This is a genomic window from Clostridium sp. AM28-20LB, from assembly GCF_003480665.1.
GTDB classification, from domain to species: Bacteria; Bacillota; Clostridia; order Lachnospirales; family Lachnospiraceae; genus Otoolea; species Otoolea fessa.
Map to the genome: position 1 here is coordinate 958,156 of NZ_QUJN01000001.1, position 24,430 is coordinate 982,585.

General features: G+C 46.0%; 18 protein-coding genes. 1 reads left to right on the plus strand and 17 read right to left on the minus strand.

Features of this window, described 5'->3' with window-relative positions:
* Nucleotides 1–149: 149 nt before the first annotated feature.
* The gene (locus DW739_RS04240; RefSeq protein ID WP_118742674.1) at nucleotides 150–3,512 is read right to left on the minus strand and encodes a TRAP transporter large permease subunit; all 3,363 of its coding nucleotides are present in this window, start codon (nucleotides 3,510–3,512) and stop codon (nucleotides 150–152) included.
* Entirely contained in the window at nucleotides 3,513–4,001 is a 489-nt protein-coding gene (locus tag DW739_RS04245) for a TRAP transporter small permease (RefSeq protein ID WP_118481861.1), read from the minus strand.
* A 556-nt stretch (nucleotides 4,002–4,557) separates the two neighbouring features.
* On the opposite strand from DW739_RS04245, the gene DW739_RS04250 reads away from it, so the two are divergent.
* Nucleotides 4,558–5,586 carry a 3-deoxy-7-phosphoheptulonate synthase gene (locus tag DW739_RS04250; protein ID WP_022359660.1) on the plus strand — a complete coding sequence of 343 codons (1,029 nt, stop codon included), beginning with the start codon at nucleotides 4,558–4,560 and terminating at the stop codon, nucleotides 5,584–5,586.
* A gap of 246 nt (nucleotides 5,587–5,832) precedes the next feature.
* On the opposite strand, the gene DW739_RS04255 is transcribed toward DW739_RS04250, so the two are convergent.
* From DW739_RS04255 to DW739_RS04325, 15 genes are all read right to left on the minus strand, one after another.
* On the minus strand, nucleotides 5,833–6,570 hold the full coding sequence (locus DW739_RS04255) for a GntR family transcriptional regulator (RefSeq protein WP_118467923.1): 738 nt from the start codon (nucleotides 6,568–6,570) through the stop codon (nucleotides 5,833–5,835).
* 240 nt (nucleotides 6,571–6,810) lie between these two features.
* Nucleotides 6,811–7,809, minus strand: a complete 999-nt coding sequence (locus DW739_RS04260; protein WP_118742675.1) for an SIS domain-containing protein — start codon at nucleotides 7,807–7,809, stop codon at nucleotides 6,811–6,813.
* Nucleotides 7,810–7,845: 36 nt separating this feature from the next.
* A complete protein-coding gene (locus DW739_RS04265; protein WP_118467920.1) occupies nucleotides 7,846–9,585 on the minus strand; it encodes a hydantoinase B/oxoprolinase family protein in 1,740 nt (579 codons plus the stop codon).
* Between the two features lies 1 nt (nucleotide 9,586).
* Nucleotides 9,587–11,650: a hydantoinase/oxoprolinase family protein gene (locus DW739_RS04270; protein WP_118467918.1), complete on the minus strand. Its 2,064-nt coding sequence runs from the start codon at nucleotides 11,648–11,650 to the stop codon at nucleotides 9,587–9,589.
* 168 nt (nucleotides 11,651–11,818) lie between these two features.
* Nucleotides 11,819–12,655: a sugar phosphate isomerase/epimerase family protein gene (locus DW739_RS04275; RefSeq protein ID WP_118467916.1), complete on the minus strand. Its 837-nt coding sequence runs from the start codon at nucleotides 12,653–12,655 to the stop codon at nucleotides 11,819–11,821.
* 29 nt (nucleotides 12,656–12,684) lie between these two features.
* Nucleotides 12,685–13,587, minus strand: a complete 903-nt coding sequence (locus DW739_RS04280; RefSeq protein WP_118467914.1) for a fructoselysine 6-kinase — start codon at nucleotides 13,585–13,587, stop codon at nucleotides 12,685–12,687.
* Between the two features lie 128 nt (nucleotides 13,588–13,715).
* Nucleotides 13,716–14,804 (minus strand): TRAP transporter substrate-binding protein DctP, encoded by a 1,089-nt coding sequence (dctP, locus tag DW739_RS04285; protein WP_118467912.1) that lies wholly within the window; start codon nucleotides 14,802–14,804, stop codon nucleotides 13,716–13,718.
* Nucleotides 14,805–14,854: 50 nt separating this feature from the next.
* Nucleotides 14,855–16,150, minus strand: coding sequence for a TRAP transporter large permease (locus DW739_RS04290; protein WP_118467911.1), 1,296 nt, complete (start codon nucleotides 16,148–16,150; stop codon nucleotides 14,855–14,857).
* Nucleotides 16,143–16,685: a TRAP transporter small permease subunit gene (locus tag DW739_RS04295; protein ID WP_118467909.1), complete on the minus strand. Its 543-nt coding sequence runs from the start codon at nucleotides 16,683–16,685 to the stop codon at nucleotides 16,143–16,145. The genes DW739_RS04290 and DW739_RS04295 overlap by 8 nt, the downstream gene beginning before the upstream one ends.
* Before the next feature lie 404 nt (nucleotides 16,686–17,089).
* Complete coding sequence (locus tag DW739_RS04300) at nucleotides 17,090–18,325, minus strand: MFS transporter (protein WP_118467907.1); 1,236 nt, start codon at nucleotides 18,323–18,325, stop codon at nucleotides 17,090–17,092.
* Nucleotides 18,322–19,413 (minus strand): sialidase family protein, encoded by a 1,092-nt coding sequence (locus tag DW739_RS04305; RefSeq protein WP_118472096.1) that lies wholly within the window; start codon nucleotides 19,411–19,413, stop codon nucleotides 18,322–18,324. Before DW739_RS04305 ends, DW739_RS04300 begins: the two co-directional genes overlap by 4 nt.
* Before the next feature lie 14 nt (nucleotides 19,414–19,427).
* Nucleotides 19,428–19,868, minus strand: a complete 441-nt coding sequence (locus DW739_RS04310) for an RbsD/FucU domain-containing protein (protein WP_118472097.1) — start codon at nucleotides 19,866–19,868, stop codon at nucleotides 19,428–19,430.
* Nucleotides 19,869–20,036: 168 nt separating this feature from the next.
* Nucleotides 20,037–21,302 carry a diaminopimelate decarboxylase gene (locus tag DW739_RS04315; RefSeq protein WP_118467901.1) on the minus strand — a complete coding sequence of 422 codons (1,266 nt, stop codon included), beginning with the start codon at nucleotides 21,300–21,302 and terminating at the stop codon, nucleotides 20,037–20,039.
* Nucleotides 21,303–21,713: 411 nt separating this feature from the next.
* Complete coding sequence (gene pyk, locus DW739_RS04320; protein WP_265104138.1) at nucleotides 21,714–23,168, minus strand: pyruvate kinase; 1,455 nt, start codon at nucleotides 23,166–23,168, stop codon at nucleotides 21,714–21,716.
* 160 nt (nucleotides 23,169–23,328) lie between these two features.
* Nucleotides 23,329–24,171: a hypothetical protein gene (locus DW739_RS04325; RefSeq protein WP_107000332.1), complete on the minus strand. Its 843-nt coding sequence runs from the start codon at nucleotides 24,169–24,171 to the stop codon at nucleotides 23,329–23,331.
* Between the last annotated feature and the right edge of the window lie 259 nt (nucleotides 24,172–24,430).

A 24,430-nucleotide genomic window follows, 5' to 3' on the forward strand; every position in this document is an offset into this window, starting at 1 on the left:
ACCACAATATTTGCCCGATTGAAAATTTACATTGAAATATTTCCCCATATACGCAATCTGGCGGTCTGATCCCAAGGACCAGAACCGCCAGAAAACCAAACTCAATGATTCAATTTTACCAAACTTCTAACTTCAAACTTCTAATTTTCCTATTTGAATGCAGCAACCAGCTCTTCCGCATCCTTATAACCCTGTTTTTTCAGTTCCCCGATATACCACTCGGTTACTGGTTCTACAATTGCCTTGAAGGAATCGATATCCAGATCCTCATACGGGATGACCTCGACGCCATTCTTGGACTGCCATCTGGAAAGGATCTCGTCGTCGCCTGCGCGGTTGATCTCGCGCTCGTACTGAACAGCAAGTTTGCCGCACTCATCGACTACTTCCTGCTGCTCCGGTGTCAGGCTGTCGTAAATATCCTGGTTGATGCAGAAGAACAGGCAGTCATAGTTTGCATTCCACATGGAAACGTATTTCTGTACTTCCTGTACGCTTGCCGCATCAATCGCCGGAAGCGGGTTCTCCTGTCCGTCTACCGTCCCCTGCTGCAATGCCGTGTAAGTCTCGGACCAGTTCATGTTGGTCGCATCTGCGCCCCACAGCTCGTAGCACTTCATCAGAAGGTTTGAACCAGCCACACGCACTTTCAGGTTCTTCATATCTTCCACGGAACGAACCGGGCGCACGCCGTTAGTGAGCTGACGGAAACCATTTTCCGCCATACCCATACAATGCAGGTCATAGGAAGAAAGAATCTCATCCATCTTCTGGCCAGCCTCGCCGTCCAGCTTCGCGTCGGCGTCCTCCACTGAATCAAACAGATACGGCAGCGATACCACGTTGAAACGCGGGTCAAATGCCGAATAAATCAGGTTGCTGTGCATCGAAATCTGCACCGGATCTCCGTTCATCAGCGCCTGGATGCCCTCGGACTGGTTTCCACCGGTCAGCTGATCCGCTGCGTAAACATCTACTTTGACCTTGCCGCCCGTTGCCTGATCCATGAGCTCGCCAAACTTGCGTCCTGCCTGTGCCCAGGTACTGGTTTCTGTCGTGGAACACGTAAAGTTCCAGGTCATTTCCGGCCAGTTCAGGTCACTGTGATCTTCCACCTGATAGGTCGAAGAATTTTCAATGCCCGCCGTCTTAACTGCACTAGCCGCATTTTCAGTAAAGGTGTTTACCAGATCCTCTGCATCATCAAAGCCCTGGGTTTTCAGTTCTCCGATAAACCATTCCGTTACCGGCTCAGCTGCTTTCTTAAAGGATTCGATGTCGAGATCCTCATATTTCAGCACCTCCACACCGTTCTTAGTCTGCCAGCGATCCAGAATCTCCTCATCGCCTGCACGGTTGATCTCACGCTCGTAAGCAACTGCCTTACGGCCTGCCTCATCAACAACCGCCTGCTGCTCCGGTGTCAGGCTGTCATACAGCTTCTGATTGATGCAGAAGAACAGGCAGTCATAGTTTGCGTTCCACAGGGAAACATATTTCTGTACTTCCTGTACACTCGCCGCATCAATCGCCGGAAGCGGGTTCTCCTGCCCGTCTACCGTGCCCTGCTGCAGCGCCGTATACGTCTCGGACCAGTTCATATTGGTCGCATCTGCGCCCCACAGCTCATAGCACTTCATCAGAAGGTTCGAACCAGCCACACGCAGTTTCAGGTTCTTCATATCTTCCACGGAACGAACCGGATGTTCGCTGTTGGTCAGCTGACGGAAACCATTCTCCGCCATACCCATACAATGAAGGCCATAGCTTTCCAGGATCTCAACCAGCTTGTCGCCCGCCGGACCATCTAAGACTGCATCCGCTGTTTCAACAGAATCAAACAGATACGGCAGTGATACAACATTGAACCGCGGGTCAAATGCCGAATAAATCAGGTTGCTGTGCATCGAAATCTGCACCGGATCGCCGTTCATCAGTGCCTGGATGCCCTCAGACTGGTTTCCACCGGTCAGCTGATCGGCTGCGTAAACATCTACTTTGACCTTGCCGCCGGTCGCCTGCTCCATGAGCTCGCCAAACTTGCGTCCCGCCTGTGCCCAGGTGCTTGTCTCGGTTGTGGAACACGTAAAGTTCCAGGTCATATCCGCCCAATCCAGATCGCTGTAATCGCCGATCGTGTTGAAATCGTCATTGTCTGTCTGGGTGGTTCCGCTGTCGCCTCCGGCTGTCTCGCCATTTTCAATGGCTGCCGCACTTCCCAGTGCCGCCGGCAGACAGGTCGAAATCTGCGGAATATAAGTAATTATCAGTAAAACAACAATGGAAGCGGCTACCATCGGAACGACTGCCCTGGAAATCTCCTGCAGCGTTACGCGGATACCGTCTCTTAATTTGATGCCGATCGCGACAAACAGGTTGACACCGACCGGAGGTGTTACCTGACCAATTGCCAGGTTGACCGTTGCCATGATACCAAATGCGATCACGTTGTAGCCCAGTGCCTTGCAGACCGGCAGCATGATCGGGATGAAAATGTACATCGCAGAATTTGCATCAATAAAGCAGCCCGCGATCAGGAAAATAATGTTACAAATCAGCAAGAAAGTAAACTGGTTGCCTGCCACTCTTGCTAACAGTTCGGAAGCAGCCGTCGAAATACCGAAACGGGTGCAGACAAAAGAGAACAGCGACGCACACGCTACGATCAGCATGATGCCGCCGGTGGTCTTTGCCGAATCAATCAGAATTTCCCACAGGTCTTTAAATTTTACTTCCTTATAAATAATCATACCGACAAACAGACCGTACACAACGGATACGGCTGCCGCCTCGGTCGGTGTAAAGATGCCTCCGTAGATACCGCCCAGAATGATGACCGGCATCAAAAATCCCCAGAATGCATCCTTAAATGCGTTCCAGCGCTCTTTTGCAGATGCCTTCTCTACGTTGGACGGCACGACATGATTGCGGCGCACCTCCAGCATAACGACAACTACCAGAGCCAGACCCATCAGGATACCCGGAATGATGCCTGCCATAAACATATCTCCGATGGAAACACCTGTGATCGACGCGTATACGACAAACGCGATACTCGGCGGGATGACAATCGCGATGGAACTGGAAGTTGCCATCAATGCCGTCGAGAACGCTGCCGAGAAACCGCCCCGCTCTACCATCGCCGGAATCAGGACCGCACCCAGAGCCGCTACCGTCGCCGGACCGGAACCGGAGATCGCGCCGAAGAAGCAGGCTACGATGATACACACATTCGCAATGCCGCCTTTTCTGTGACCGACACAGGTGTCAACGAAACGGATCAGGCGCGTGGAAATTCCCGCCTTCGCCATGATATTTCCAGATAATACGAAAAACGGAATCGCCAGCAGCAGGAATTTACTGATGCCGGAGTAAATATTCGTCGCTACAATCGTTAAAGAAGTACCGGAATACAGGATCGCCGCCGCGGAAGAAAGTCCCAGACAGACGGCGATCGGCACATTCAGCACTAATAATACGAAAAAGGTAATAAAAAGAACTGCGCTAACCATTTATTTGTCCTCCTTTTTCGTACACACATCGAGACAGAACTCGATAAAATGAAGAATCATGCACACCGAACCGATCGGTACAAAGGACCAGAAGATCCACTCCGGCCAGTTCAGCACAAAGGTACGTTTCTGGTTCGCAAGCTGCGCCAGTACCTTGTCCATGCCATAGTAAAATAAGATTCCCATAAAGAGAACCGAAAAGATTGTAATCAGAATCATGACCGGCTTCTTTGCTGATTTCGGCAGACGCTCTGTTACCAGATTTAAGCCTACCAATCCGCCCTCACGCGCAGACAGCGCCGCGCCAAGAAGCGTAATTAATACGAAAATGGCAACAACCAGCTCCTCTGTAAAGGACCAGGACTGGTGAATTACCTTACGGGAAAATACATTTCCCACCGTCAGTACAAGGATCAGGATCATCGTGACTACCAGCACGGTTTTCTCAACCATCGCCACAATATCCATCAGCTTTTTATATCCTTTCATACTGCGCTCTCCTCCTAAAATAAGTATCTCATTTTTCCACATTTTTGTCGGCTGTATGCATTCATCTGAACGTTTTTTGTGTCATAGGAAATTTCAAGGAATTTCCTATGACACAAAAAAACGTCCCCAGATAATAGGGACGAATGAAATGCCAGATTTCTGCCAAATGCTCTGTTTTTCTCGGAAAACACGCAAACATATGCAGCACCAAACAAACAAACGCTGCTCCCGCTTGTGCGGGATTTGTACAAAAACAGTGACCGCCGTGCCCTTGCTCTCAGTCAATCGAGGCATGAACGGTTCCATTTTCATATGGAACTATATCAAACTAAAATTAAATATTGCTGATATGAAATATATTCTACACTTTTTTAATAAATACGTCAACCATTTTTATAGACTACGGTCTATTTAATAAAAGCTGCGTAAAAATAGCATAAAAGAAATAAAATTCTTTTCCTTCAACCTATTGATGATTTGATTTTTCTATACTATAATAAACATCATACGCTTTAAAGTGTGAAAATCTTTTAGACAATACAGGAGGATGAAACTCATGGGATTTGAATATGTCAGCAAGCTGCCGACCCCGGACGAGATTCGTGCACAGTTTCCACTGGCACCGGAGCTGGCCGCAGAAAAAGCTCGAAAGGACGCTGCTATCCGTGACGTCTTTACAGGCGACAGCGACAAGTTTCTTGTCATCATTGGTCCGTGCTCTGCTGACCGGGAAGATGCGGTTATTGATTATGTAAACCGCCTTGCCAAGGTACAGGAGAAAGTGAAGGACAAACTGATTCTGGTTCCTAGAATCTACACCAACAAACCAAGAACAACCGGTGACGGCTATAAGGGACTTTTACACCAGCCAAATCCGGAAGGTAAGCCAAACTTATATCAGGGTCTGATCGCGATCCGCAAACTTCATATGCGTGTGATCGAAGAAACCGGCTTCTCGACCGCAGACGAGATGCTATACCCGGAAAACCTGACCTACCTTTCCGACGTTATGTCCTATGTTGCAGTCGGCGCACGTTCCGTTGAGAACCAGCAGCACCGCCTCGTTGCCAGCGGCATCGACGTACCGGTCGGCATGAAGAACCCGACCAGCGGCGCACTCTCCGTCATGCTGAACGCCGTACACGCAGCACAGCACGGTCATGAGTTCATCTACCGCAGCTGGGAAGTAAAAACACAGGGCAACCCGCTGACCCACACCATCCTGCGTGGTGCTGTCAACAAGCATGACCAGTGCCTGCCGAACTACCACTACGAAGACCTGAAGCTGCTCTTAGACCTCTACAACGAGCGTGATCTGAAGAATCCGGCCTGTATCATCGATGCAAACCACTCCAACTCCAACAAAAAATACATGGAGCAGATCCGTATCGTCAAGGAAGTACTCCACAGCCGTCGTCACTCCGACGATATCCGTAACTTCGTCAAAGGAGTCATGATCGAGAGCTACATCGAACCAGGCAGCCAGAAAGTCGGCGAACACATCTACGGAAAATCCATCACCGACCCGTGTCTGGGATGGGAGGATTCCGAGCGTCTGCTGTATGAAATTGCTGAAGGATTGTAAAATATAGAAATATGTAGAAAAAAAGTCCGGTGGAAAAGCTCCGCCGGACTTTTTTTCGTTAGGAATTCGGATTTCAAAAAGGTTAAAGGATTAAATCTTTTGTATCATGCATTTATTATGGTTATAGTATATCATGCCTATCTCCAAAATGTTTGTATTCTCTTTAAATAAATTATGAAGAAATTCTTAAGATTCACCATTTCGATGCAATAAAAATCCGATTTTCTGCATTAATGAATATTAGGTTTATTGTTCAATTGATTCACATACATAAAAAGAACAGGTTTCGCCATTAAAAAGCTGTACTCCTGCATACAGAGGCTCTCTATCATATGTATATGTCACACTCTTAATATAAAGAAGCGGAGTTCCCTTCTTAACTTTCATCAGTTTTGCTTCTTCAGCCGTGGCCCGGCATAATTCAATCCGCTTCTCTGAGGAAGCAACTCTTACCTTGGCTTCTTCCTGCAAGCACTCAAACAGAGAATTATCATTAAACTGCTTTTCCAAAAGGAAGGAATATTTTACCGGGAAATAGTTCTTCTCAATGGCTACCGGTTCCCCATCCGCTGTACGCAAACGCGAAATATAAACTACATAGGATCCAGGTTCCAGATTTAACTGTTTTTGAATCTTGTCATCTGCCAGAACCAGCTTATTTTCAAGCATCTGTCCCCCAGGCTTCATATTCATATGACGGCACATTTCTGAAAAGCTCTGGAGATTTTTTATATCCTTCGCGAATTTCTGGCGGCAGATGAAGGTTCCTTTTCCCTGCTTCTTTTCCACAAGGCCCTGGCTCACCAGATCATCCACTGCACGCCGAACTGTGATCCGGCTCACATTGTACTGTTTTGCTAACTCCGCCTCTGCCGGAATTCGTTCTGTTGCATTATAAACCCCATTCTCAATATCTCGTTTCAAACTCTCCACAATCTGTGCATATAATGGAACTATGCTGTTTGGATTTGTATTTATCTCCATACCCTTCTCCTTTTCATTCTTTATAATAATTGAGCCCTACATCCATATGGTCAAAATGATATATAATGTTATATACACTATCATACTATTTGTATTGTTCCATTACAAGCTTTTTTCGTTATTTTAACAAAGAAATTGTATTTTTTTTACTCGGTATAAAAAAAAGAAAAAAGCAGGCCCACAATAACTACACGATTGCAGGCCTGCTTTCATATTATGTTTTTGTTTTTACATCAACTATTAATAATCAAATTTCCACATATACCGGCGATATGTCATCGGATGCATTCTCACATCTGCCATTGCTGAAATAAACTGCTTGGAAATCGGATGGAACAGAAGTGAATTGAAGTATTCTGCAACACTCTCATCCAGTTCACCTAAGCCAAGCTTCTCTGCATCGATAACCCAATGATGACCGCCAAACTGATTTAAGAAGCGTTCTGCTCTCTCATCTACCGGTCTTGTTCGTCCAATGCTCTTGAACAGAAGGATGGCAAGATCCTTGTCACAGGTCTCAAAAGCACCGTGGAAATATTCACCAGAATGAATCGGAACACAGTGTACGGTCTGCATCTCCTGGAAGAAGCAGAATGCATCTGAGTAAGATACCTCCCAGGCTGCACCGCTTGACATTACATTCCATACCGTATCATCTTTGTAGGTCATGGCAAATTTAGCTGCCTCAGCACGCACATCTATATATGCTTTTCCGTAAATCGTCTCCAGCTTTTCGAATCCTTCCAGAGCCTTGTCATATGCCTCATAGTTGTCATATTCTTTTAAGAGCCAGAACGCAATCTTTAACGCAGTACCCTGGCTGTTGTAATGAACTAAGGTCGGATCCTTGTACCACTCGTCTGCATGATAATAGGTGATATAATAATCAGCGGTCTGCGCTGTCAGAGAATCTGCATATCCGGATAAACCAACCGTAACGGCACCCTTTTCTTTTGCCACCTTTAATGCTTCCACGGTTTCTGCCGTTGCTTTGGTGGAGGTTCCAATCACAAGTGTATTCTTATCCACATTCTTCGGAGTTGCATTCACGAACTCACTGCTGTTATATCCCTGAACACGCAGAGAACTCTCCTGATTTAACAGAAACCGTGCCGGATAGGAGGATGCAAAGGATCCTCCGCAGGCCACGAAAATAACCTGTTTTAATCCGCCATTTTTATCCAGATCTGCTTTGGCTTTTGTCATCACATCGATGACTTCCTGCATACCTTTAATCATAGAATTAATCCTCTCTTTCTTACGTTTTGCCGTATCTTATCCTCTGAGGGCTTTGGTTGCCTGTTCGTCTACCTGATAATGAACTCCATCTGATACAACAACCACACCATAATCTTTTTTCGCTGCCTCTACAGACACCTTTTTCTCAATGACATCCTTTAATACCTTTTCCGGCTCACGCTTCATCGGATCACCATATCCGCCTGCACCAGGAGTTTCAACCCGGATGATATCGCCCTTCTTTAACGGAAAACTGGTTGTCTTGTGTCCCATTTTTGTGATAGTTCCATCCGGAGTTACACGGTAGAATGCACCGGCAGCGCCTTCTTTACCGCCATCTAATCCCCATGGATGGAATTTATGACGATCACCTAATCCGGTATATGCCACATCATCCTGCATCATCTCTAACTCACGCTCGATACCAAGGCCGCCTCTAAACTGGCCGGCACCGCCTGTATCTTCCTTCAGTTCATATTTTCTGGCAAGAATCTTTGTGAACTCCATCTCGGTTGCCTCAATCGGCATATTAGAGGTATTGGTCATGTTTACCTGAACACCAGATAAACCATCTAATCCCTTCGAAGCACCGCCGCCTCCGGCAATAACCTCGTGGAAAATAAACACACTGTCTGTTCCGATTGCACCTTCACCTGCTAAGATGGTGGTGGTACAAGCACCATTACCAGCCGTTACGACGGTATCCGGGAAGATTGGTGCCAATGCTCCGAAAATGGCATCCGGGATTCGCTGCTGGCAGTCAATCTGTGCACCAATCGGACTTGGTTCTGTTGGATTAACGATACAGCCCTTCGGTGCAATGATCTTAATCGCACGGTTAATTCCCTCATTGGCTGGGATATCATCTCCCATTAATGCCTTAATGGAGAAGAATACGGCTGCTTTCGTACAAGGGTACGGCACATTGATCGGTGCTTTAATCTGCTCAGCGGTTCCTGTAAAATCAATTGTCAGGTCATCACCCTTAATGGTAATTTTCACTTTAATCGGAAGCGGATCCGGATATTTGTCGCCGCAGCCATCCACATAATCGGTATAGCTGTATTCTCCATCCGGAAGTTCTGCAACGACTGCACGGACACGGCGCTCCGAATAGCCTACCAGCTCTTTCATGCACTCAATCAAATCGTCCTGATAACGGGCATAAGCTTCCTGAATTCTCTGTACACCGATCAGGTTTGCTGACATCTGTGCGGTCAGGTCGCCCTCTCTTTCCTGTGGAACTCTGGTATTATCAAGAAGAAGGTCCATAACACTCGGAATCAGTTTTCCATTCTGGCGGATACGGATTACCGGAATTCGAATACCTTCCTGGAATAAGCTATCTGCATCTCCGGAGGTAGAACCAGGTACCTTACCACCGATATCTGAATGATGCGCAATATTGGCAATCCAGCCAACCAGTTTATCTCCCACAAAGGCCGGTGCTGCGATTACGATATCCGGCAGATGATTGCCGCCGCCATGATACGGGTCATTGGCAATATACATATCGCCTGGCTGAACATTTTCCTTTCCAAATTTTTCATAAATATTAGGAACTACACTCAGCATTGAGCCTAAAAGTGCAGCTAAACTTTCCACCTGGGCAACACTATTTCCATCCGGATCGATTACTGCAGTACACACGTCGCGACGTTCCTTCATATTAGTAGAATATGCACTGCGGACAATGATTCCATAAGTCTCCTCAGCAATGGACATCAGAAGATTGCGGACAACCTCAACTGTTACGGTATCAATCTGTTTTGCCATCTTACTTCGCCTCCTCATCATGAATCTTTAAGTTGTGATATCCATCTACGTGGATGACCCATCCTTTCGGAACCACTAACGTAGTATCCATCTGTTCGCAGATGCACGGACCAGGAATCGACTGACCCGGAACAAATTTATCTCTTAAATAGACCGGTGTTTCAACATACTCATCACTGTTCTGGAACAGAACCTGACGAACTTCGATCGGTTCTGGAATCGGTGCCTCCGGATGAAGCTCTGCTGCTTTCAGGTCCGGTTTATCGATAACGCCGATAGCGGATACACGATAACTTACAAACTGTACAATCGCATCTTCTTTGCAATAGCCGTAGCTTCTCTTATGCTCTGCATGGAAATCAGCCAGTGCTTTCTTCAAAGTCTCTTCCGTCATCTTTCCTGCCGGAACCGGAATGCTGATCTCAAAGTTCTGACGCTGATAACGCATATCAACGGCAAATTCAAAGTAACGTCTGTCTGCCGGAACACCTTCTTTATCCAGAAGACCGGTTCCCTGCTCTACCATGTTATCAAACTGCTCATTGATGTCATCTAAGTTTCCGGCTTCACCATTCATGATCTTAGTTCTGGATAAGTCGAATTTTGTATCTGCCAGAAGAAGTCCGAGACTACAAAGAGTACCTGGATGCGGCGGAATCAATACTTCCTTCATTCCCAGTTCTTTTGCCACCTCGCATGCATGAAGCGGGCCGGCGCCTCCGAATGCCATCAGGCTAAATTCGCGGACATCATATCCCTTTTCTACGGATACGCTTCGGATTGCACGAACCATGTTGGAATTTACGACTGTGATAATACCGTTCGCTGCACGTTTCATATCCAGATTGGATTTATCACAAATTTTTGTCTTGACAGCGTTTTTAGCCAGTTCAATATCTACATACATTCTGCCGCCAAGAATCTTCTTCTGATTCAGCTTGCCAAGAACAATATTGGCATCTGTTACGCAAGGATTCTCACCGCCGCGCATATAGCAGGCCGGTCCAGGTGTTGCACCCGCACTCTTAGGTCCTACCTTTAAGGCACCGCCTTCATCAATCTTTGCAATGGAACCGCCGCCGGCACCGATGGTAATAATATTAATCATCGGGATTCTGGCCGGATATCCTTCTACATAACGCTCATTCGATACCTGCGGTGTATAATTTTCAATTAAGGAAATATCTGCGCTGGTACCACCCATATCAAAGGTAATAATCTTGTCTGCTTCGCACTGTTTGCCAATATATGCAGCTGCGATAACACCGGCACTCGGTCCGGACAATGCTGTCTTAATCGGGCAGTCGATGGTTTCTTTTATTGAAATGATGGAACCATTGGACTGGGTTACATAGGGCTCTACCTGAATACCAAGCTTCGCAATGGAATCACGGAAATTATTTACATATTTTTCCATAACCGGTCCCAGATAACTATTCATAACCGTTGTACTCATACGGCTGAACTCACGGAACTCCGGTGCCAGTTTACTGGAAATCGTAACGTATGCTTCCGGGAACTCTTCATGAATGATCTCTTCAATTCTTTCTTCATGAACCGGATTAATGAATGAGAACAAAGTACAAACTGCAATTGCTGTCACACCCTGTGCTTTTAAGTATCGAACGACCTCTCTTGTTTCGTTCTCATCCAGCGGAGTCTCAACACTTCCGTCGTAACGGATTCTCTCTGTTACCGTACAGTTTAAACCGGACGGAACCAGTGGATACGGTTTCTGTGCCTGAAGATTGTAAAGAGAAGGACGTCTCTGGGTTCCGATTTCCATCAGATCCTTAAATCCTTTGGTAGTAATAAGGCCAAGGCGGCAACCTTTCTTCTCGATTAATGCGTTCGTTCCTACGGTTGTACCGTGTGCCAGATAACTAACTTCTTCCGGAGCTGCTTTCTTAATCTCTAATACATCCTGAACGCCCTTTACAATTGCTCTGGACGGATCCGCCGGTGTGGAACTATCCTTGTAATTGAACAACTCACCTGTTTCCTGATTAAAAACAGAAAAATCTGTAAACGTTCCTCCAACGTCTACGCCAATCATATATGACATAGTATTTCCTCCTATGTAGTGTATTTTTCAAGCTGCACCTTCCGGGTATGGTCGTTTACCCATCCGGACTTTTCAGGATATTGACATCATACAGTTTATATTGTTATATAACGTCATATCTCCTTTACTGATAACATACTCTTCTTTCCGTCATTTGTCAATACTTTTTCAATCAAAAATTCCATGCTTTTTGAGCCACCTTATGCTCTGTATATCTGCCTGCCTTGGATTAGAGCGATACCTCGGATCATTCTGCTCCAGCGCATACATTCCCTTATATCCAGCTGATTCAAGAATATCCAGATATTCACAGATGGGAAGATCCCCATCCCCAAGGGCCATGTGAACCGCCGGGTGGGAATCATGGAGATGAATATGTGATAATTCTGCTCCATGGGCTAAGTAACGTTCTATCTTCTGGTCCATATAAACCATTTGTCCTATATCCAGCATAGGCTTCATGCTTCCTGAAGGCATAAGGGAAATCATCTCTTTCTGCTGCTCCGGCGTGTTCAGCACGTTCGAAGACAGAGGTGTCAATGTCTCCAGCACAAGTAAAATACCCATTTTCTGAGCCTTTTCTGACAAACGATGCAGGCTCTCTTCGCTCCGCTTCCACGCATCCTCCACTGGTTTGTTGAAATAACCGCATCCAGCTGAAACCAACACCTTTGGGCAGTTCAATATTTCTGCTGCATAAAATGCACGTTCAAAATTGCGTATGCTATATTCACGTATTTTTTCATCTTCTGCTGCCAGATTGACCGGATACTGGCATTGCTCCGGCGTGATACAGCATACTGAAAGCTCACGGCTCCGAATCTGAGCAGCTTTTTCTTTCAGCTGCGCTTCGTCCATCGTATCCAGACAGAAGGACGGACCTGCTGCCCAGAGTTCCACATTTTGCATTCCCAGTAAAACAGCCGTATCCAGAAAGTACTCGAACGGATACCGCAGATACTGATAGCTCCCCAGTGCAAATCGTTCCTTTGATATCTGCACCATGACCCTCACTTCCTTTTTTATTTTTGTTTTTATAATTCTCTGTAAATCCGGTCATGCTCAGACTTCGGTACCGGCACACCGTCTCCAAAGGCACCATTCTTCAAGCAGGTTCCTGCTGAAAATACAGCTGCCGCTTTCAATGCCTCCGGAAGTATCTCTGCCCTTATCTCACTGTTTTTCCAGCTTCCCTCCGGTTGTGTTTCCAGCTTTTTCAAGATGGTAATCAGCATAGCAGTGGCAAAGCTGTCTCCGGCTCCCATGGTATCCACCGGAGTGACATAATCCGGCAGCTGGCAATAAAACCGCTCCCCATCAAAAACCGTTGCTCCCTTACTTCCACGGGTAGCTGTCACCACACTGCATCCCTTTTCATACAGCTTCCGGCACAGTTTTTCTGTCTCCTCATCATTCAGATCACTACAGGATAGAAATGCAAAATCAATATATGGGCATACACGTTCCACCCTGTCTTCCTCATTCCAGCGATACGAAAAATCATAGCTTACCAAGGGAGAAAGTCCATGCAGGGCTGGAAGCAGCCCATCGGTAAACCCATTGTTGGTTGTATGAATCAAATTAAAACCATCCGCATATTCCAAATCCTCTTTTTCCAGATAAATTGGATGCTGCTGCAGAACACCACCTTTATTGCTTCCTTTAAATACACGATCTCCATCTACAAGGGTTACTCTGGCAAAGCCATTTTCTCCTTCATAGATGCGGCAATGACTGTGTCCGACTCCGTGTGCATCTAAAGATGCCTGCACGTGATCCGCTACTGCATCCTTTCCAAATACTCCCATAAAATCCGATTCTGCTCCCAGCATTCTTGCATATACCGCAAAATTTACTGCCTGACCACCCGGATACATGGTTCCGGTATGCAGATATACATCACACACATTATCTCCAAGACCTAATACTTTCAGCATTTTCTGTTTCCTCCTGTATTTTTATCGATTGAATTTGTTTTGAAACGAAAAGCGGCCGCCTGGAAGAGGCCGCCATTCCCTGGCAGTTCTGTCCCAAGCGGCAGCATTATTCTTAATTTAAATTTTACTTATTTATTAAACTGACGAGTCTGATCATAAAGATCCTTGGTTGTAAAGAAGCCTTCATCCTGAAGCTCTTTTCCTAACGGTTCTGCTGCATCAATAAATGCCTGGCGATCAATGTCACAGAATGTTACGCCGCCTTCGTTAATTAACCACTCTTTATCTTCCTCCCACTTGTCGAGAGTTCTTTCAGAATGATGAGAAGCTACCTGTGCTGCTGCATCAGAAATTACTTTCTGATCTTCTTCCGATAAGCTGTTCCAGAACTGAGTGGAGAAGCAGATCTGCTCAACCGGATATGCGTAATCCACATCTGCTACATATTTTGCAGACTCATAGAGGCCTGCAGAACGATAGGAGTCTTTCGAACACTCACCACCGTCAACTACGCCCTGCATTAAAGCAAATGGATATTCGGACCAGGCAACTACAACCGGTGTTGCTCCCATCGCTCTCGCATTTTTCTCAAAGATCGGAAGGTTCGGAATACGATATTTCATGCCAACCATATCTTTCGGGCTCTTGATCTCTTTGTTTGCAAAGAAGATACGCGGATTCTTCTGGAATTCGAAGTTTACTACGTGAATTCCCTGATTATCCAGGCTCTCCCAGATTGGATCTGCCACATCACTCTTTAAGTAATTAATCATGGAATCGTAATTGTTAAATGCAAATGCCATGGAAAGAATGTTTAAATCAGATTCATAAGTTGCCAGGGTATCTAAGGCACACATCATGCCCTCCTGCAGTCCTACCTGAAGGTTCTCCAGCATCGTGGTCTCATTGCCAAGCTGCTCTGCGGGATAAAACTCAAAGTAATATCTGTCACCGATCTTATCATTTACCAGATCACAGAACTCTTCACAGGACTGCGGTGCCGGCTCTCCGATGGCTCCGGAGTTACCGAATTTGACAACCTTAGCTCCAGCCGGAGCCGGTTTTGTTTCTACTGTATCAGCTCCTCCTTCAGTCTTATCGGTGGTCTGTGCGGAGGCCTGCTCCGATGTGGTTGTCTGTGCAGTGGACGATCCACAGCCTGCTAATGTGCCTACTGCCATGGCTGCCGTCAGGACAAGTGCAATTTTTTTCTTCATAAACTTTCCTCCTTAAATTGTGTACTTTATACTATCTTAATCTCTTACTCTTACATGGATCCTAACAGTCTCGGAAGGAACATGGTCAGCGGCTCCCAGAATGTTGTAATCATCAGTGTAATAAACATCGGGATCAGAAACTGTACCGTATATTTCAGTGCAGTTTCAAATTTATTACCGGTCGCCTTCGCTGTTACAAACAACGCTGGTGCCATCGGCGGAGTGATTAATCCAAGTGTTACATTCAGTACGGCCATAACACCCATCTGAACATAGCTCATACCAAGAGCCGTTGCCAGATTCATAAGAAGCGGTGCCACCATAATCAAAATCTGCATGGAACCAATAAAGCAGCCCAGGAATAATAACATTGCATTTAATACTAAAAGAATGATGATTTTATTTCCTAAGGACATCAGAAGAGTTGTCATAAAACCAATCAGACCACTGGTTACAATTACCCAGTTAAATACAAGACCGGTTGCACACAGACACATGGACATACCCGCGCTGGCTAATGTATCCTTTAATGCCTTTGTCAGCATCTTAAAGCTGAAACGTTTTAAGCAGATAGCCAGGATGACGCAATACATAGCTGCTACAACGGAACACTCTGTAGGAGTAAAGATACCGGTCATAATGCCAAGTACCAGGATAGCCGGGCCACCCAGTGCCGGAAGTGATGTATACAGAGAGTGGAATCGCTCGCCCCAGGATGCCTTCGGTGCCCGCGGGCAGGCAATGTGCTGGGTTTTCACTGCAATCGGAATCCAGATCATCATGGCCACGCCCATCAGGACACCCGGTCCCATACCAGCCTGGAACATAGCCAGTGTGGAGGTCTGGCTTAAGAATGCCCAGACAACGAAGTTGATGGACGGCGGAATAATCGGTCCGATACCTGCGGATGCTGCCGTTACTGCTACTGAGAAGTCTGGATCGTATCCGGCTTTTGACATCGCACTTACCTCAATGGTTCCAAGTCCTCCGGCATCTGCCAGAGCGGAACCGGACATTCCGGCAAATACCATGGAAGATAATACATTGGCATGTGCAAGTCCTCCCGGGAGATGACCGATCCATTTTTCAAACATTCCAAATAGTCGGTCCGTTAGTCCCACTTCATTCATAAAGCATCCTACAAAGAGGAATGCCGGTAATGCCAGCATGTTGAAATCAGCCAGGGAGTTTGCTGTTTTCTGTGCAAACATAACAAATGATTGATGGTTAAATACAATGAATTCAAACGCTGAAGCCAGCATTGCGTATGCAATCGGTACTTCCAGAAGAATTAATACCACAAAGGTGATAAAATAGACGGCTAAATAGGGATCCAGATTAGTCAAGAAGACCGCCTCCTTCCTTTTCTACCGGTACACAGATGGATTCATCTCCGGTAATTACAAATGCGATTGCCTTATATGCAGACATTACCAGCATAATCACTCCCATCACCAGAACCGGCAATGCATAGTAATAACCCTTGCTGATAGGAAGTCCTCCAACGGGAGGCATCTTCTTCTGCATCTGAAACAGCTGCCAGGATGCCGGAATATAAACCCAGCTTATCACAACAATCAAAAAGTTCGTAAATGTAAACATTCCTCTGCGAAATGCCTTTGGCATACGGTTCATGATAAACTCCAGAACTGCATGACCATTGTCCCAATAAACGGTACACCATCCAAGACACATGGACCATATCATCAACGCTGTTACACATTCATCAATTCCGTATATAGGGTGCTTAAATATAAAACGCATCAATACCTGAAGGAACAATAGTGCCATAAAAGCGAATATCATGTATCCGGTAAATACTTCCACCACACTATTCGCTTTATCCATAGCCTTACCAATTGAATAGATACTTTTCTTCATACTCTAATTGCCGCGCTTCGCTGCTGCGAATACGTACTCTCCTTCCTTTAAAATTAATTTCTATCATATAATGTCATGTGCTATAAGGGGTTCCTGGTTTTCTCTGCTCTGGCCGACCTATCCATTCAAATACTCGTCCAGATCCCCTTATATTATAATACCTTCAAAGACATCATATATCGTTATGTTATTTTTACCATACTTTGATTCATTTTGCAAGTATAAATTTATTTTTCATCGTCGCTTTTTATATTATCATAGGTTTTCTCCTTTCTTTTTTGTAAATTTTGCCAACTTTTGATTCATTTGCGTTATTATACGCAAAAAGTGGAACTCTCTCCTTCGTTGGAGAGCAGTTCCACTTTCATCTTATAACATTATATAATCTTTTGATGTCTCTCATTCTAACACTGCATCTTTTTATTGTCAAGCCTCTCTTTTAAAAAAACAAGAATAAAAAATAGGAGGTTCATGCTTCCCAACAAAAAGCTAAAGAGAATCAAGAATTCCGGGTAAAACAGATCGCACAGCTTCCCCCCTGCCATGTTTGCACATACGGTTCCGATCACACTGCTGATGGTTAGACCAATGGAAATACTAAAGCTTTTCAGACGTTCATCCGATGTTTCCGCAAAACACTCTACGCTGGCACTCATATAAAGGGCAAAACTGACGGACTGAAGAATCTGCCCCAGATAAAGAGACCACTCACCCGAAAAAAGCTGAAAGCAAATCGGACGAAGCAGGTTTGTGCCCAAAGCTGCTGCCATCCCCCAGAGGGCCGGATAGGTTTTCTTTTTTCCAATATAGGCTAACAAAAGCAGACTCAAAAACTCTACTGCAGCTCCTATTCCACAAACATTTCCAAATAATTCCGCATCTCCTCCACGCTCCGCAATAATCAATGACAGGAAGCTGCCAACTGGCCGATGACTGAACCAATAAAGAGTGCTTATTGTTAAACAAAACAAAAAACGACGGCTTTTTACCAATTGCTGAAACGCCTGAACAAACGAAAGACTTTTCTCTGCCTCCCCTTTCTTTCGATGATTGCCAAGCCTGGTATCCGGAAGCAGGATGAGAAATGGAATCATCATAAGAAATAAAAGAATCTGCATCTGAAAATAACGATTCCATCCCCAGTGTTTGAAATAAAATCCTCCAATCACTGACATCACTGCAAATCCAATGGAACCACCGGCACGAATCCGGCTGTATATCAATCCCGGATAACTTTCCTTACTTAAATTAACCCAGGCATCCATCAGCTGACTAAAGGGATAGGCCAATCCGGCTGCCAGAACCAGCCCCGGCAGAAGCAGCCATGACTGGTTCATGAATTTTGTGCAAAAAGCACACACCATTGATACGATACCGATACAAACTAAAAGGTATCTTCTGGTGGGCAGAAATGTATCTGTTATATAGCCTCCCACCGGTTCCATCAAAAGATTGGCCAAAAATGTCAAACTGGTAATAATTCCGCAGACTGTGGCGCTATAGCCCTGCTCTGTTAAAAACAAAACGATGAAACTCGAAAAGACACAATAGACCGCATAATAAATAAAATAAGCCGAAAAAAACAGAACAGTACAGCTCCTTTTCCCTTTCACTAATGTATCTTTTCCCGCCCCAGTCATAACAAAACCAAAGGAATAACCGCCAGCGATAATCTCTGATTAAAAATACAGTTTCCATCCTGCCAGCCTTCCTCGTAAAAGCAAGCAATCGCATCCTTTCCTGCAAGATCCGATGCTCCCCCTTCTTCTGCTATCATAAGTCCATCGTTCCATGTAACACCATCATCTTTACTAAGCCGAATCGTGAGCTTCTGACGAGCGTCAAGACTCCAGCGAACAGACTCTCCCTGTTTCTGCCGTTCCAGCGCCGGTTCATCTCCATAGGCACAATTAACAAAAGCCATCTTCCCATCTGACAGTGACAAAAGAGCGCCTCCACAGATTGGATCCGGAAGTTCTTGATTTAACCAGGGTTCTCCCCAGCGTATAGTATCTTCCCCATCTATCTCTTTTTTGCTTTCACAAAAAGCTCTTCTTCTGACTCCCGGAATTTCATGGCGCATGGTTGCAAGCAGTGTTCCATCACTCCGTTCTGCCACGGAGCTTTCTGTGGGATCGCCAACCCCGTTTCCCGCCGGAACTACACTGCTGCATCTCCATGTTTTTCCTTGATCCTGACTGGATAGACATGCAAAACAAGCTGGGAGATGGGCATTTTCCCCACGGCTCAGCCACAATGGAAGTATCAGTGTCCCATCTTTTTTGCTTATTCCATGACCAGGTGCAATCGCCCACAATGTAACCGGCCATTCTTTCCGGAATCCGTCAATCAGGGATGTCAACTCCCTTTCCGTTCCAAATGAAACACCATTATCATCGCTTTCTTTCAAAAATAATCTCTTATAATCCTGACACCAGAAAAAATAGAGCTTTCCCTCCGCTGCTGCTATTAACAAGGGATTATGAATCAGCTCATCGTCTTTGGGAGAAACCATCGTAACCCGCTCGCCGATTGGCTCTATCGTTTCACCTATCATGCGATATCTTCTTAAAAACAGAGTTCGGCTGTTTCCTCCACCTTTTCTTCCTTCATAGGTCAGGAGCAAATCCCCATTGGAGGCTGTCACGATTCCCGGTACGCGATAGGAATCAAAACCATGCTCATTATTTTCTTCTACCACAATCCGGGTATATTTTTTTTCTGCCATATGGTCCTCCTATCTTACTTCTCCAGTGAAAAAGAACAGTCATATTGTTTTACATATTTATCCATTCCGGAGGCTGAATATAATACCATCGTACAGCAGCTGCCAAAATCACCGGTACGCACTACGACTTTGGCCTTCTGCATCGTTTCCGTTAAGCGATCCTGGCTGATGGTTCCGCCAGGCAGCTGCGGCAGCAGCGACTGAATCTTTTGATACATAGCATCATTATACTGGGGCATTAACTCAAACACTTCGTAACGCTCTGCCACCAGGTCGTTCATGATTGCGCACATCGTCTGTTCAAGGGTTGGAACTCCTCTTATCAGTGACACATCAATTACATTGCAGCCATCCGGAATCGGCATATTAGCATCACAAATCACAATTGCATCCTTATGGCGGGCCGTGGCTAATGCATATCCAAGCTCTGCGTTAATCACCGTGTTCTTAATCATATACTACTTCCTCCTTTTTGCAGCATTATGTTATATAATGTCATTACGTTATATGATAAGTATAGAGGAAAGAACAAAAAAGTCAATGCTTTCGATAAAATATGGCATAAAAAGAACGGACTCTGTCACATCTTGTACAGAATCCGTTCTTTTTCAATTTTTTATGGACTAAATATTCTTAAACAGATCACAGAAATCAAAGGTCGCAAAATAATCCTTCGGTGTCTCTGCCCGGCGGATCATCTCCACGGAACCATCCTCTTTCAGGAGCAGTTCAGCCGAACGCAGCTTTCCGTTGTAGTTGTAGCCCATCGAAAAACCATGTGCGCCGGTATCATGGATGACAAGGATATCGCCCATATCAATCTTCGGAAGCATCCGGTCAATCGCAAATTTATCATTGTTCTCGCACAGGGAACCGGTTACATCGTATTTGTGGTCGCACGGCTCGTTCTCTTTTCCCATGACCGTGATGTGATGGTATGCGCCGTACATCGCCGGGCGCATCAGGTTGACTGCACACGCGTCCACACCGATATACTCTTTGTAGGTGTGTTTCTCATGGATTGCCGTTGTCACAAGGCAGCCATACGGCGCCAGCATGAAACGTCCCATCTCTGTATAAAGCGCTACATCGCCCATGCCAGCCGGAACCAGAACTTCCTCATAAACCTTGCGGACGCCCTCGCCGATTGCAAAGATATCGTTCGGCTCCTGATCCGGGCGGTAAGGAATGCCAACGCCACCAGACAGGTTGATAAATTTAATATCTGCGCCGGTCTCTTCTTTCAGCTTGACCGCCACCTCAAATAATACCTTCGCAAGCATCGGATAATACTCATTTGTAACCGTATTGCTTGCAAGGAAAGCATGGATACCGAAATGTTTCGCACCTTTTGCTTTCAACACCTTGAATGCCTCAAATAACTGCTCGGTTGTCATACCGTATTTCGCATCGCCTGGGTTGTCCATGATATCATTGCTGATCTTGAACAGTCCGCCCGGATTGTAACGGCAGCTGATCGTCTCCGGAATATAACCGATCGTCTTCTCCAGGAAATCAATGTGCGTAAAATCATCAAGGTTGATGATCGCGCCCAGCTCGGCAGCCATCTTGAATTCCTCCGGCGGTGTATCGTTGGAGGAGAACATGATCTTCTCGCCATCGTACTTCATCGCCTTTGCCATCATAAGCTCTGTCAGCGAAGAGCAGTCCACGCCGCATCCAAGTTTCTTTAAAATATCAATTACAAATGGGTTCGGTGTTGCCTTTACAGCAAAATACTCTCTGAATCCCTTGTTCCAGGAAAATGCACGCATCAGGCGCTCGCCATTCTCGCGGATTCCCTTTTCATCATACAGGTGGAACGGTGTCGGGTATGTTTTCTTGATCTCCTCCAGCTGCTCCCGTGTTACAAATGGTTTCTTCTCCACTTTTACATCCTCCGAACTAAAATCTACATATAAAACTAAAAAGTCTGGACTACCGGGAACATACACTACTCCCGGCACGCCCAGACTCCTTTGTCCTGCTACTATTTATACACCAAAAACCGTGTTTTATCAACTGATTTCCCGAAAAACGCCCACAAATGGGCGGTATTTGTTACTGTTCACGCATACGTGCCCAGTAACGGAATTTGCCGTGGCTTCGCATTTAAATACGGCAAATTCCTGCTGCCACCACGTTTTCTTACGGCACTTTCGGTTCCAAAAGTGCCTACCTGTGAACAGTAACTGGTATTTTTCTCCTTTTCTCCGCCAGGACACAAACTCCGGACAAATTGAATCATTTTCCAGATACATCTATGAACCGGGCACAGATTCAGGCGCAGAATCCAGTTTCTACTCTACCACCATTACACGCATAATATTCGTATCAGCTACCGGTTCATGGCGGTTGGCACGTGTCACCACACCCGCGGTTGCAACCACAATCTCACCCTCTTTGACGATACCTTTCTCTTTCAGCAATTCCACCGATGCAAATAAGAGCGCATCCGTCGATTCGGCGCGTTTTGCATGGAATGGCTTAACACCCCAGTAGAGCTGCATCTGGCGGACAGCCGTCATGCTCGGGGAAAGTCCTGCAATCAATGCTTTCGGACGCCATTTCGAAAGCATTCTCGTCGTAAATCCGCTGACACTCGGCGCCACAATGACCGGCGCTTCCAGATCGGAGGCGGTCGCTACGGACGAATAACATACCGTATTAGATATATTTCGAAGATTTTCCGCCGATACCTTTCTTCTCTGGTAGAACATATAATCCAGATATTTCTCCGACTCCTCGGCGATCTGGCTCATCATGCGGACTGCCTCGATCGGGTAACTTCCCATCGCCGTCTCGCCGGACAGCATGACCGCATCGGTTCCCTCATACACTGCATTCGCCACATCCGATACCTCGGCACGCGTTGGTCGCGGGTTTCGGATCATTGAATCGAGCATCTGGGTCGCCGTGATAACGACCTTGCACGCTAAGTTACACTTGCGGATGATCATCTTCTGAATGTGCGGAACCTTCTCTGCCGGTATCTCCACGCCCATATCGCCCCGGGCTACCATGATGCCGTCGCTCGCCTCAATGATGGAATCAATATTTTCAATTCCTTCTTCATTCTCGATTTTCGCGATAATTTGCATAGCAGAACCTTTTTCATCCAGAATCTCCCGGATCTCGCGGATCGCATCGGCATTGCGGACGAACGAAGCCGCCACAAAATCAAAGCCTGCATCCACGCCGAAACGAATGTCTTCCTTATCTTTATCGGTCAGCGCCGGAAGCTTGACCCGTACTCCCGGTACATTGACACCCTTCTTCTCGCCCAGCTCGCCGCCATTTTCAATCCGGCAGACGATGTCTGTTCCATTGACCTCCCGCACGTGCAGCTCAATCAGGCCATCATCGATCAAAATGCGGTCGCCCGGCTTTACATCCTCCGCCAGCCCCGCATAGTTGATGTAGCCGCGTGTCTCATCCCCCACAATCTCCTCGGTCGTCAGAGTATACAGATCGCCCTCTTTCAGCGTCACTTTCTTTCCATCTTTTAATTTGCCGGTACGGATTTCCGGTCCCTTGGTATCCAGAAGCGATGCGATCGGAATCCCCAGCTCCTCGCGCACACTTTCCAGAATCTCCAAACGATGTCTATGCTCCGCATGATCGCCATGCGAAAAGTTAAAACGTGCGACATCCATGCCATTTAACGCCAACTCCTTCATAATCTCCCGGTTATCGGTGTTTGGTCCCATTGTGCAGACAATCTTTGTCTTTTTCATGCCGTTATTCCTCCTCATATTCTGTCATTTTTTTAAGAATTTTCCCATCAGCGAATCATTTATAGGCTCTTTTGTATGCTTTATCCAGCCTATTTAAATCCCCTGCGTAACTGTTCAGTAAATGCGCAGACCTGCTGAACAGTTACTCCCCTGCTAAAAAACAATCCACCGCCTGATTCTATTTAGAATCTTTCAATTCTTCTTCGGTCACGTGTTTGTGCGTATACAGATGATCCATGCAATATTCCAGATTTCCCGCACACTTCGAACAATAGCGGAACTCCAGGTTCGGATCGTCCTTCTCGGTACGTCCGCAGACCGCGCATTTGTGGCGGGTCAGGGAAATTTTCTGGATCTGCGCTTTCTGCATCTCGTTTTTGAACTTCTGCTTGCGAACCGCCTCTTTCGGGCTGATCTTCCGGTAGTTACGCGTCATCAGGAAGAAAATGATAAAATTGAGCATCGAAACAACAATCTCAATTTTCGCGATAATGCCACCCGTTAAGAAACTGTAGACCAGAAGCGCTCCGTACATCATTCCAAGGTATTTCGCCCGGATCGGAATGAAAATCAGAAGGAACTGCATCTCCGGGAAGGTGCAGGCAAACGCCAGAAACAGCGATTCATTTAAGTAATACGGGGACATCGGCACCGAAAAGCCGGTCACACCGTACACCAGGAATGCCGCAATGATGTGTCCCAGCACGCCCATAAAGAAAAACATATTAAATCGGAAGGTTCCCCACACGCGTTCCAACGTCGATCCAATCGAATAATAGAGATACATCGCGAGCAGCGCAAAGAGGACGCCCGACTGAGGCGGGCATACGAGAAAGGTCACGATTCTCCATACCTGTCCCCGCAGGATCGCCGCTGCATCAAGCGCCAGATACTGCACGTAAAAATACGGATTAAACAGGCTCATCACAAATCCAGCCGCATACATCATGATGATATAGTACATCAGATTCGGGATCGCAAACCGACCGAATTTGCGCTCTAATTTTCTAAAAAAATTCATAATTCACATCCTTTGCCGTTTTCCTTTCATTATAGAGAGCGGCGGATTCTTTGTCAAATTATATTGTCGCTTCCACCACGTTATCTTACGACACATTCGGTTCCAAAAGTACCCGCCTGCGCTCTATAATGGCTGCATTCCAACTCAGAAAAAGCGGTATTTTCCACGCAGAAAATGCCTTTCCTTGTACAGGAACGCCCTTCTCCCATTATGCGCGATATTAACAAATTTTGCACATTTTTAGCATCTTTTTAACGCA

Bases quoted from the DNA above. Each gene is read 5' to 3' on its own strand.
- DW739_RS04240 (WP_118742674.1), bottom strand. From the start codon at position 3,512: ATGGTTAGCGCAGTTCTTTTTATTACCTTTTTCGTATTATTAGTGCTG.
- DW739_RS04245 (WP_118481861.1), bottom strand. From the start codon at position 4,001: ATGAAAGGATATAAAAAGCTGATGGATATTGTGGCGATGGTTGAGAAA.
- DW739_RS04250 (WP_022359660.1), top strand. From the start codon at position 4,558: ATGGGATTTGAATATGTCAGCAAGCTGCCGACCCCGGACGAGATTCGT.
- DW739_RS04255 (WP_118467923.1), bottom strand. From the start codon at position 6,570: ATGGAGATAAATACAAATCCAAACAGCATAGTTCCATTATATGCACAG.
- DW739_RS04260 (WP_118742675.1), bottom strand. From the start codon at position 7,809: ATGATTAAAGGTATGCAGGAAGTCATCGATGTGATGACAAAAGCCAAA.
- DW739_RS04265 (WP_118467920.1), bottom strand. From the start codon at position 9,585: ATGGCAAAACAGATTGATACCGTAACAGTTGAGGTTGTCCGCAATCTT.
- DW739_RS04270 (WP_118467918.1), bottom strand. From the start codon at position 11,650: ATGTCATATATGATTGGCGTAGACGTTGGAGGAACGTTTACAGATTTT.
- DW739_RS04275 (WP_118467916.1), bottom strand. From the start codon at position 12,655: ATGGTGCAGATATCAAAGGAACGATTTGCACTGGGGAGCTATCAGTAT.
- DW739_RS04280 (WP_118467914.1), bottom strand. From the start codon at position 13,587: ATGCTGAAAGTATTAGGTCTTGGAGATAATGTGTGTGATGTATATCTG.
- dctP (WP_118467912.1), bottom strand. From the start codon at position 14,804: ATGAAGAAAAAAATTGCACTTGTCCTGACGGCAGCCATGGCAGTAGGC.
- DW739_RS04295 (WP_118467909.1), bottom strand. From the start codon at position 16,685: ATGAAGAAAAGTATCTATTCAATTGGTAAGGCTATGGATAAAGCGAAT.
- DW739_RS04300 (WP_118467907.1), bottom strand. From the start codon at position 18,325: ATGACTGGGGCGGGAAAAGATACATTAGTGAAAGGGAAAAGGAGCTGT.
- DW739_RS04305 (WP_118472096.1), bottom strand. From the start codon at position 19,413: ATGGCAGAAAAAAAATATACCCGGATTGTGGTAGAAGAAAATAATGAG.
- DW739_RS04310 (WP_118472097.1), bottom strand. From the start codon at position 19,868: ATGATTAAGAACACGGTGATTAACGCAGAGCTTGGATATGCATTAGCC.
- pyk (WP_265104138.1), bottom strand. From the start codon at position 23,168: ATGAGGAGGAATAACGGCATGAAAAAGACAAAGATTGTCTGCACAATG.
- DW739_RS04325 (WP_107000332.1), bottom strand. From the start codon at position 24,171: ATGAATTTTTTTAGAAAATTAGAGCGCAAATTCGGTCGGTTTGCGATC.